Source organism: Brevibacterium oceani (assembly GCF_013623835.1).
Classification (GTDB): domain Bacteria; phylum Actinomycetota; class Actinomycetes; order Actinomycetales; family Brevibacteriaceae; genus Brevibacterium; species Brevibacterium oceani.
The window spans coordinates 136,791-146,743 of record NZ_JABKDE010000010.1 but is presented as its reverse complement, the minus strand read 5'-3'; the positions used below and the strand labels follow the sequence as shown (position 1 = coordinate 146,743).

Genomic DNA, 9,953 nt, shown 5'->3' with positions numbered 1-9,953 from the left:
CGATCCGGTATTCCGGGGTGTAAGAGCGACGCTGTCGCTTCTGATCTGACATATTGAACATCCTTCCAGCAGGACTGCGAATCCCGCTAACTTGGGTGTCCACTATTCGAGGGTAGCCTCAACTGTCGTGGATGTACGGGGTCGGGCCGCCTCGGCGAGGGTTTGCCTATCGACGTCGAAGGATTCGGCGTTCGGTCACGGAATCATTCCCCGTCGATGTGTTCGGCTGCGGTCTCCTTGGTGTTCTCGACGTTGGCGACGACCTCGGCCGACTTCAGGCGGGTCTTGATGCCGACATAGAAGACGATGGCGGTGAAGATGGTGCAGACCAGCTCACCCCAGCCGAACGTGAGCACGCCCATGGCACCCTCGCCGTAGTTGCTCAGCAGGCTGAGCACGGCCAGTCCGCCGAGCCACAGGATCATCCACCAACCGGATTTGAACTGCAGCGGCGGAATCTTGCTGCGGTCGCTGAACGCATAATGCAGGCCAAGAACCACGTAACCGAGAGCCATCGCCAGGAACAGCTTCCAGTTCGTGTCCCACCCTGTCCAGAACACGATGAGGTTCGCCGCGAGGAACCCGAGGAACGGGAGGACGTCCCCGCCAGGCAGGCGGAACGGGCGTTCCTGATCGGGCAGCTGACGGCGCAGGGCCGCCACCGTGATCGGACCGGAGCCGAAGGAGATGACGGTGCCGGAGGTGATGAAGCCGACCATCTTCGCCCACGACGGGAATGGGAAGAACAGGAAGCAGGCGACGATGAACGTGATGAGCAGACCGAACCACGGGATGCCCGTCTTGTTCAGCTTCGTCATGGCACTCGGGGCATTGCCCACGCGTGCCTGCGAGTACGACAGCCGCGGGGTGAGCGCGGTGAAGATCAAGCCGGTGTCGGCTGGAGAGACGACGGCGTCGATGTAGAGGATGATCGCCAGCCACATCGCGCCGAGCATGATCGCGATCTCCGCCCACGGTCCCGCCGAGTTCGAGAACGACAGTCCGCCCCAGCCGTCCTTGAGCAGATCGGTGGGGATGGCGCCGATGAACGCCACCTGCAGGAGGATGTAGATGATGCCGGTGAGCACGATCGAACCGATGACGGCGAAGGGCACGTTCCTCTGCGGGTTCTTCGTCTCACCCGCGAACTCCACACCCTGACGGAACCCGAGGTAGGAGAAGACAATGCCCGCAGCAGGCAGAGCCGCGAAGATCGGGGCGATGCCGTTGGGGGCGAAACCGCCGAACTCGGCCATATGGAAGTGACCGGGGTTGAACGCCAGCAACGCCAGTCCCACGAACACCAGGACGATGACGATCAGCTTCCACCATACGAGCACGTTGTTGAACTGAGCGAAGAACTTTACACCGAACATGTTGATGACGCAGAAGACCGCGACCATCGCGATGCTCACGAAGATGCCCGGCACCGTGAGGACGAGCACCCCCTCCTTCGACTCCATCAGCCACGGCATATAGCTCGAGGCGTACTGGACGGCCGCGAGCACCTCGATGCCCACGGTTCCCGCCGCCGACAGCCACGTGATCCACCCGCTGGTGTAGCTGGCGAACGAACCGAAGGCATAGTGCGGGTAGCGCACGACACCACCGGCGACGGGGAACATAACACCGAGCTCGGAGTAGTTCAGGGCCACGAAGATGATGAGGACCGCACCCAGGGCCCACGACAGGATCGCGGCCGGGCCGGCCATGCTCGCGGCGTCGAAGGCACCGAAGAGCCAACCGGAGCCGATGATCGACCCGACTCCGGTGAAGAGCAGGCCGGTCTTGCCGATATCGCGTTTGAGCCCTTTGTCATGGACGACGGTCACGCTCGTGGGCGAGCCCGATGACAGGGAATTGGGTGAGGGCATCTTTGCCTCCCAGGGTAGACGGCAGTTTATCCGCCGCTAGTTTTCTCCGATCGGCGTGTGATGTCAATTACATAGCCGTATTATACGGCCAGGTCACAGACTCAAACGACCCCGAACACGTCTTTTCGGTGTTCGGGGTCGAATGGTAGAACGTCGAGGGTCACTATGTGAGGTTTGCGCCCTTGAGGTGGCCTCCGCTGGGTCAGCTCCCGGCGTTCGCGTCCGCGGTCAGGTGGGCGCGCGCCCCGGCGAGCATGGCCCAGGAAGCCGAATCCGGTCCGAGCCAAAGCGTCAAACTTTGCTGCTTACAGGGTTAGACAGCACTAGGCAGGTTCTGCAGTCGGCCCTTGGTCTCTGTAGAGCCGAATACCAGGACCATGAAAATCGCACTGATCACTGCGCTCAATGCGATGAGCACGATAATGATATTGCCGGTTTCAGCGCTTATAGCCGTGACGACGGTGGGCATCATTCCGCTCAGTCCATAGCCGACATTCCATGAGAACGCAGTCGCCGTTGAACGAATTTCGGTTGGGAACGTCTCGTTCAGGAAGATGATGAGTGGTGCGCTGATCGCCCCTGAGAGCATCACCATCACAGCACTAGCTACAAGAATCCACGCCGGCTGATCGGACAGCACATATTCGATCAACCAATACAACCCCGGAATGAGAACGAGGCAGCCAAGCCCCGACCAGAGAAATACCGGTTTGCGTCCGACATGCTGGCTAAGGTGCCCGCAAAGCACTGCGACCAGCGCAGATCCGAATACATTGATAATGAGAAACAAGCTAGCTTGGCTTTGGGGCAGGTGAAGGTGAGTCTTAAACACCGTGGGCAGTATGCCGGTTGTCAGGTAGTACGGGGCCGAACCTGCAAAGACGATCGCCGCAGTGATGAGCATTGGTTTGCGCCAGCGTTTAGAGAACAGGTCGCGCACCGGGGTTGGATTAGTGGTCGTGAGTGCCCCCTTCGCGCGAATCGCGTTCTGGCCGGCCTTCCACAGAGGCGATTCCTCCGTGCGCTGGACCACCACGTAGTTGATCAGAGATCCGACGAGGGCGGTGAGGAATAGAATCCTCCATCCCCATTGACCAAATGCATCGTCACCTATAATCGCGCTGATTCCGATCACCATCAAGTTGATGACGATGACAGCAAGACTGGCCCCACCCCCTTTGATCAATCCCGCCGTCATTCCTCGGAACCGTTCGGGCACGCTCTCCGTGGCGAGAGTATGAGTAGAGGCCGCAATACCTCCAACGAACACTCCTTGCACGATGCGCAGAAGAATGAAGAGCACCGGAGCGACGAAGCCGATGGTTGCGACTCCCGGCAGGACGCCCATCAACGCCGTAGCAATGCCGGCCCCGACGACCCCGATGGTCATCGAGAGCCTGCGGCCATGCCGGTCGGCAACGGTACCGAGAATGAGCGCACCCAGCGGTCTGACCAGAAGACTGATCGCGAACGACGCGTAGGTCGCGGTCAGAGCTAGCATGTCATTGTCACTGGGGAAAAATACCCGCGACACGTAACCGGCCACATGCAGAATGACCATAAGATCGAACATGTCGATCATCCAGCCAAGGACTGCTGCCCCAACTGCTTTACCCTGCTCACGTGTCATGCGCTCTTTGCCGACGGAAGCGGGTTGTATAGTTCTGGACTCGGACATCATCGTCCCTCCGGTGCGTTTCGTTAAAGATGAACTATTAGTTGAACTGGAAGATCTCTTGTGGGTTGTTGACGAGTATTCGATGTCTTTGGGTCGGGTCCGGCGCGTAGCGTTCGAGCAGATCAAGCAGCTCCCCATCGTTCGGGACGGGGCCTGAATGCAGAGGGTGCGGCCAATCAGTTCCCCACAGCACACGATCAGGAGCCGCGGCGATGTACTCGCGGGCATAGGCCGTGGCATCGTCCCACGGAAAGCCCGCGACCGATCGTCGGTCGCCGTTTGACAGCATCACCCACCAGTTCCCTCGGCCGAGGAGCTCACAGATATGCGCGAAGTTCGGGTCGTCCAAACCGTATTCATACTGCAGCGGCCCCATATGGTCGATGATGATTGGGGCTTCAACATCAGCAAGGAGGTCAGTGATGGGCTTCGGATCGACGCTGTTGAGATGAAGCTTGAGGTGCCAGCCGAGGGGCGCCACTCGCTTTGCGGTTCTGATCACTTCGTCGGGGACGGGCATACGGTTCTTAAGCTTCGGGTGATAGTTAAACCGAGCACCTCGCATTCCAGCAGCGTGCAGCTCGACTAGCTCCTCGTCGCTCGTCGAGTCATTGACTATCCCGCACCCAAGATAGTTTGGTCCGGCCCGGTGCAGTGCATCGATCATGGCAGCGTGATCATTACCGTATGCGGTCGACTGCACGATCACTCCACGATCGATGCCGAGGGCGTGGTGCATGTCAAGCATTGCATCAACAGTGGCCTGATAGACGACGTAGGCAGCATCCGGTCGGACCGGGAAATGGTCTCGATCGCCGAAAATGTGCACCTGGCTGTCGCATGATCCAGGTGGCACGTCAGTGGCCGGTGCCCGAGTCTCGGGGTCGTACAGTGCGTAGTCGAACATCTGGCTCCTCATGGCTCGCAACTTTGGTCATTGCAGGGAAGGATTGCTGTCATCTCAGATTGAATGAGGATGTGGTCACGTGTAGTGCCAACCGCGACTTGGCGGACGGGACGGTCGTACTCGTTTGGGAAAATCTCCAACCAGCGCTGGTTGAGGGACTGCCGGACAGCAGAATTCTGAATGCGCACGGTGAGTTTGATGACGTCGTCCCAGGAACTCTCTGCCTCAGCGAGAATGGTTGCTAACCGGTCGAACATCAGTTCGCACTGCTCCAGCGGATCATCTGAAAATTCCGTCGGATCGGATCCCTTGCCCCCACCGTGGACGGCACCGGTCATCAGAGTGCTGCCTACAACGCACGCAGCTGGGATTGGATTCTCGTGACTGAATCCGGGGATGTACAGACTTCGTCGTCTCATCGTGTCTCCTCCTAATCGCCAAGGTGCGAATTCACACTACGAAGACGCAAATATAAGCTTCAAGAAGACCGACGGGGTTATTCATAAAAATTCGGAATATGTAATAAATGCCCAGGTCAGGAGGGTCGCATCCAACCTGCAGAGCGTGATTGCTGTGCTGCTACATTGAGAAAAGTCGTGACAGCTCGTTCCATCTTCGCTCGGTAGAGAAGCCTGACGGGAAGCCATGCTGAGTCATCAGTAACGGTGTGAAGAGTTACGGCTTCGATTGCAGTGACATTGTTCGCAACCGACCTCGGGAGAATCGACAGACATTGTGTTCCCCGCAACGCCGTCAGAGCACGATTTCCAGGTAGTGGGTTGTCGAGGAACTTAGGTCGAACGCCGGCCTCTTCGAGCATCTGATCGATCAATCCTTGATAACCGGGTGCCAGGGACTGCGGAGTCACAAAGAACGTCTCATTCTTGAGATCGATGAGTTCGACGCTTTGGGCGCCGGATAGTCGGTGCCCGCGTGGGATGGCGATGCACACTTTCTCGCGCGCGATCAGTGTGCTCGAAAGGTCTTCTGACGGAGGGTCGGTCCTCACCAACCCAAGATCGGCGCGACCGCGAAGCACTCCTTCGATTACATCGCGTTCCCACATCTCCAGGGCGTCGATCGCCAGTCCCGGCAGAGCGGATTGATTCGCGGAGACGAGTTTTGGCAGAAATTCGTACCCAACGCTCATGGTGTAGAAGATTGTGAGCTTGCCTTGTCGACCCTCTTGCGCCGCTCGGGCACGCTCGATTGCGCGATCGAGCAAGGTGAGGACTTCGTTGATGTCAGAACGAAATGACTGGCCTGCCGTTGACAATTCAACCCGTCGGGTGCTGCGAACGAATAGTTCCACCTCTAGAAGATCTTCGAGTCTTTTGATTCTTTGGCTCAGGGTTGGCTGCTCAATACCAAGGGCCAATGCTGCCCGACCGAAATGCAACTCATCCGCCAGATATGCGAAGGACCGTAATGTCTCAACGTCAAGATTCATTCCCGAATTTTATCAATAGTGGTCAGAGTTTGCTTGATGCTCCGTTTGCGACCCCTTACGTTGAAGAAGTCGCAAAAATACATTCATTCAGGAAATGAGGCACCTATGACCCCTTCGCTCCGAGGTTCAATCGTCCCTCTCGTGACACCGTTCAACGATGACCAGTCGATCGACTATGGGGCGCTGAGTGCGCTCGTCGAAGAACAAGTGGAATCCGGATCTCACGGGATCTCAGTAACCGGGACTACAGGGGAACCTGGGTCCCTTGTCCTCGCCGAACGATTGGAAATGATCGAAGCGTCTGCCTCTGCAGTCGCTGGGCGGGTGCCGTTCGTTCCTGGCACAGGCACACACCAACTACCAGAGACAATTGAACTGACGAAGAAGGCCGCCGAGGTAGATGCCGATGCTGCCCTCGTTATCGTTCCGTATTATTCCAGGCCGACGCAGGCCGGGCTCTACGAGTGGTACTCCCGAATAGCCGAGTCGGTGGACATCTCGATTCTGCTTTACAACATCCCCTCGCGAACCGGCGTCGAGATCTCCCCTGAGACTGTCGGACGCCTCTATCGCGACCATCCCAATATCATCGGCATGAAAGAAGCGAGCCCCAACTTCTCACACGCCAACTTCGTCATGCAGGCATGCGGCGAGGATTTCCTTCTCTTCTCTGGGCTCGAAGCACTCTGCTTCCCCATTCTTGCTATCGGCGGCGCCGGCTTCATCAGCGTCACCGCCAACTTGGTACCGAGAGAAATCGCGGAACTCTATGACGTGTTCGAAGCGGGCGACTGGAGGACAGCCCGAGCATTGCACTATAAACTCCTCGAACTCAATGATGTCGTACTGACTGAAACCAACCCGACAGCGGTCAAGTGGCTGCTCGGCAGGGTGGGCAAAATCAACCCGACTGTTCGGCCTCCGCTCATTCCACTGTCGGAATCAGGCCAAACGACTGTTGCCGCAGCCGCCCAGACGTGGAACCTACTGGACGGACGACAAGCATGGGCATGAGCGAAGCAACCTACTCAGCCTTCTGCCGGACTGGGACGACAACAGTAGCGAGCCAGCTTCTCAAGCGGGGGTATCGAGATCAGCTCGTCCAGGGCGTCGGTCCCGTCGTTGACGACCAAAAGCTTGTCGGCGCGGCGTGGACGATGCGCACGATTCCTGCCCGTGAGGATACCGAAGGACTGTGGCCCGGAACCACGCCCGAATCCGGCCTCAGTCTGTTCGCGGTCGTTGAGTCCGTTCCGCGGGGAGCCGTTCTAGTCATCGACGCCCGTCGGGACCGACGCACGGCAACTGGAGGAGACATCCTCATTGAACGGCTCAAGTTCAAGGGTGCTGCCGGAATCGTCACGGATGGGTGCCTACGCGATGCGGATGGTATTCGAAAGGCGGGGCTGCCGAGTTTCAGTGTCGGTTCCACCGCTAATGTCAGCCGCAACCACCTTCGTGTTGTCGAACAGGATGTACCCATCGGCTGCGGTGATACTGCGGTCTACCCCGGTGACATCATCGTTGGTGACGCCGATGGCGTCATCGTCGTGCCCGCGCACTGTGCTGATGAGGTGGCGCAAGATGCAAATGAGCAGGAAATGCTCGAAGAGTTTCTCGCTGAGAAGATCAGGAATGGCGCTCCATTGCATGGCATCTACCCTCCCTCAGCGAAGGTGAGAGCGGAATTCGCCGGTCAGAGGATCGAAAGATGAGGATTGAATCGACATCTCTGTCGCCGGAGGAAACTTATAGATTGCTGTCCGGGGTAGTCGTTCCGCGCCCTATTGCATGGGTGCTGACGACCTCGGCGGAGGGCTTGAAAAACCTTGCGCCGTTCAGCTGTTTCACCTTCGTCTCGAACAAACCACCAATGGTAGGAATCAACATGGGCCGTAAGAATGGTGTGCCCAAAGACACTCGCAGCAATATCGCTGTCTCCGGAGAATATGTGGTCCACATTCCCACTGCAGCATTCACCGAGGCAGTGCATACCAGCGCCAAGGAGTTTCCTGCTGAGATCAGCGAGGTCGACACCTTGGGCTTGAGGACCGTGCCGTCGACACATGTGAGCGTGCCGAGGCTCCGAGACATCCCTCTCGCCATGGAGTGCCGATTCCACAGCACCACCGGTTACGGCGACACCGGGGCAGAGTTCGTCGTCGGAGAAGTGCTTGCCTTCCATGTCGAAGAGCATCTTTACGAGAATGGCAAGATCGACACCGCAAACCTCAATCCGATCGCACGAATCGGCGGCCCAAAGTACTCTACGCTTGGTGAAATCACGACATTGACCGCCATCAAACAAGCTCCGAAGTCGGTGATACGTCACTAGCGCAAATACGGAATTCGGTTGAAATTCCGTCGCCGATCGGGCGTAAAAGAAGATTCTTGAACTAGCCGAGTATGGATCGAGCGTCCGTGCCGGAGACCGACACCAGATTCTTGCAATCGTCGGTCTCCGGTGCCGCTGCAGCAGTGTCCGCGGCCCTTCCTACGCGATGCCCCGCGATTTAGTCCGAAGATGAGTCTTTGACAACTTCCATATCCACTGATCACGTTTGCTCGCACCGGCGAGGACATTCCGGGCCGAAAGCTACTTTCACGGACTCTCTCCGAACACGGACGGTTGATCAGCTCCCGGCGTTCGCCTCCGCGGTCAGGTGGGCGCGCGCCTCAGCGAGCATGGCCGCACGGGTTGCGAGCTTCACACGCTCACGCCCCTCAGCCTCGCCGAGCGCCTTCTCCGCGGCCTCGAGCCGGTGATAGCCCTCCCAGTCCGCGAAGTCGACGCCCTTGGACTCGAGGAGTTCGACGATCGACTCCTGACCCGGATACACCGGTTCGGTCAGCGCACCGGCGGCCTGATCGGTCAGGAGGTGCCCGATCGTCTCCAGGGCATCCCCCTTCGTGTGCCCGATGAGCCCCACCGGGCCGCGCTTGATCCACCCGGTCGCATACACGCCGGGGATGACGTCCGCCTCGGCGGCCTGCTTCTGATCGTCGGTGTCGACGACGCGACCCTCATGATTGGGGATGACGCGCTTGGCCTCGTCGAAGGGCAGCTGCGGCAACTTGGTGCCCGCATAGCCGACCGCCCGGTAGACGGCGTCGATGTCCCAGTCGTGGAAATCGCCGGTCCCGGTGACTCCACCGGTGCCGTCGAGTTCCTGACGTTCCGTGCGCAGCCCCGTCACCTTCTCCTCGCCGAGGACGGCGACCGGTGCGTGGAGGAAGTGCAGGTGCAGCCGCCGCTTCGCTCCCGTCTCCTCGCGCATCGCGAAGTCAGTGAGCGTCTTCGTCACCTGCTTGACCTGGTTGCTCGATTCGATCGCCTCGAGCGAACCCTGGTCGAACTCGTAGTCCTCGGGGTAGACGATGATGTCGACATCGGCGACCTGCCCGAGCTCACGCAGCTCCAACGGCGTGAACTTCGCCTGCGCGGGACCCCTGCGACCGAACACGTGGACATCGGTGACGGCGGAGGACTTCAGCCCCTCGTAGACGTGGTCGGGGATCTCCGTGGTGTGCAGGTCATCAGCCTGCTTCGCGAGCACCCGGGCCACGTCGAGCGCGACGTTGCCGTTGCCGAGCACGGCGACCTTCTCCGCATCCAACGGCCACGTCTGCGGCACATCCGGATGCGAGTCATACCAGTTGACGAAGTCTGCGGCCCCATACGATCCGGGCAGGTCGATGCCCGGCAGCTCGAGCGGTGCATCGACGAAGCAGCCGGTGGAGAAGATCACCGCATCGTAGCGATCGGTGAGTTCGCCGAGGCTGATGTCCGCCCCGTACTCGACGTTGCTGAACAGGCGGATGTCCCCGCGGTCGAGGACCTTGATCAGCGCATTGATGATGCCCTTGATCCGCGGATGGTCCGGAGCCACGCCGTAGCGGACGAGCCCGAAAGGTGAGGGCAGACGCTCGAACAGGTCGATGCTTAAGCTCAGGTCGTGTTCGGCCTTCGTCAGCAGGTCCGCGGCGTAGATGCCGGCGGGTCCGGCGCCGATGATGGCCACTCTCAGTGGTGTCGTCATGGGT

The 9,953-nt window shown here is 59.2% G+C and carries 9 protein-coding genes; 3 read left to right on the top strand and 6 right to left on the bottom strand.

From position 1 onward, the window contains the following. Positions 1 to 203 precede the first annotated feature (203 nt). The 5 genes from HK401_RS18920 to HK401_RS18900 form a co-directional block, all read right to left on the bottom strand. Positions 204 to 1,874 (bottom strand): APC family permease, encoded by a 1,671-nt coding sequence (locus HK401_RS18920; RefSeq protein WP_181276202.1) that lies wholly within the window; start codon positions 1,872 to 1,874, stop codon positions 204 to 206. Between the two features lie 313 nt (positions 1,875 to 2,187). Beyond that, complete coding sequence (locus HK401_RS18915) at positions 2,188 to 3,504, bottom strand: MFS transporter (protein WP_181276201.1); 1,317 nt, start codon at positions 3,502 to 3,504, stop codon at positions 2,188 to 2,190. 85 nt (positions 3,505 to 3,589) lie between these two features. After that, positions 3,590 to 4,459, bottom strand: a complete 870-nt coding sequence (locus HK401_RS18910) for an amidohydrolase family protein (protein ID WP_181276200.1) — start codon at positions 4,457 to 4,459, stop codon at positions 3,590 to 3,592. A gap of 8 nt (positions 4,460 to 4,467) precedes the next feature. Further along, the gene (locus HK401_RS18905; protein WP_181276199.1) at positions 4,468 to 4,797 is read right to left on the bottom strand and encodes a RidA family protein; all 330 of its coding nucleotides are present in this window, start codon (positions 4,795 to 4,797) and stop codon (positions 4,468 to 4,470) included. A 197-nt stretch (positions 4,798 to 4,994) separates the two neighbouring features. Next, positions 4,995 to 5,909, bottom strand: coding sequence for a LysR family transcriptional regulator (locus tag HK401_RS18900; RefSeq protein WP_181276198.1), 915 nt, complete (start codon positions 5,907 to 5,909; stop codon positions 4,995 to 4,997). A gap of 105 nt (positions 5,910 to 6,014) precedes the next feature. Here HK401_RS18900 and dapA point away from each other — a divergent pair, with 105 nt between their 5' ends. From dapA to HK401_RS18885, 3 genes are read left to right on the top strand one after another with little or no spacing between them, the layout of a single operon-like run. Then, entirely contained in the window at positions 6,015 to 6,923 is a 909-nt protein-coding gene (gene dapA / locus HK401_RS18895) for a 4-hydroxy-tetrahydrodipicolinate synthase (protein WP_219922079.1), read from the top strand. Continuing rightward, the gene (locus HK401_RS18890; protein ID WP_219922078.1) at positions 6,920 to 7,624 is read left to right on the top strand and encodes an RraA family protein; all 705 of its coding nucleotides are present in this window, start codon (positions 6,920 to 6,922) and stop codon (positions 7,622 to 7,624) included. Before dapA ends, HK401_RS18890 begins: the two co-directional genes overlap by 4 nt. Continuing rightward, positions 7,621 to 8,244 (top strand): flavin reductase family protein, encoded by a 624-nt coding sequence (locus HK401_RS18885; RefSeq protein WP_181276195.1) that lies wholly within the window; start codon positions 7,621 to 7,623, stop codon positions 8,242 to 8,244. The genes HK401_RS18890 and HK401_RS18885 overlap by 4 nt, the downstream gene beginning before the upstream one ends. A gap of 298 nt (positions 8,245 to 8,542) precedes the next feature. Here HK401_RS18885 and HK401_RS18880 read toward each other — a convergent pair whose 3' ends face one another. Then, entirely contained in the window at positions 8,543 to 9,949 is a 1,407-nt protein-coding gene (locus HK401_RS18880) for an FAD-dependent oxidoreductase (protein ID WP_181276194.1), read from the bottom strand. Positions 9,950 to 9,953: the final 4 nt, after the last annotated feature.

Excerpts from the sequence above, each read along its gene's own strand:
- HK401_RS18890 (WP_219922078.1), top strand. The coding sequence starts at position 6,920 with ATGAGCGAAGCAACCTACTCAGCCTTCTGCCGGACTGGGACGACAACA.
- dapA (WP_219922079.1), top strand. The coding sequence starts at position 6,015 with ATGACCCCTTCGCTCCGAGGTTCAATCGTCCCTCTCGTGACACCGTTC.
- HK401_RS18920 (WP_181276202.1), bottom strand. The coding sequence starts at position 1,874 with ATGCCCTCACCCAATTCCCTGTCATCGGGCTCGCCCACGAGCGTGACC.
- HK401_RS18905 (WP_181276199.1), bottom strand. The coding sequence starts at position 4,797 with ATGACCGGTGCCGTCCACGGTGGGGGCAAGGGATCCGATCCGACGGAA.
- HK401_RS18880 (WP_181276194.1), bottom strand. The coding sequence starts at position 9,949 with ATGACGACACCACTGAGAGTGGCCATCATCGGCGCCGGACCCGCCGGC.
- HK401_RS18915 (WP_181276201.1), bottom strand. The coding sequence starts at position 3,504 with ATGACACGTGAGCAGGGTAAAGCAGTTGGGGCAGCAGTCCTTGGCTGG.
- HK401_RS18910 (WP_181276200.1), bottom strand. The coding sequence starts at position 4,459 with ATGTTCGACTACGCACTGTACGACCCCGAGACTCGGGCACCGGCCACT.
- HK401_RS18885 (WP_181276195.1), top strand. The coding sequence starts at position 7,621 with ATGAGGATTGAATCGACATCTCTGTCGCCGGAGGAAACTTATAGATTG.
- HK401_RS18900 (WP_181276198.1), bottom strand. The coding sequence starts at position 5,909 with ATGAATCTTGACGTTGAGACATTACGGTCCTTCGCATATCTGGCGGAT.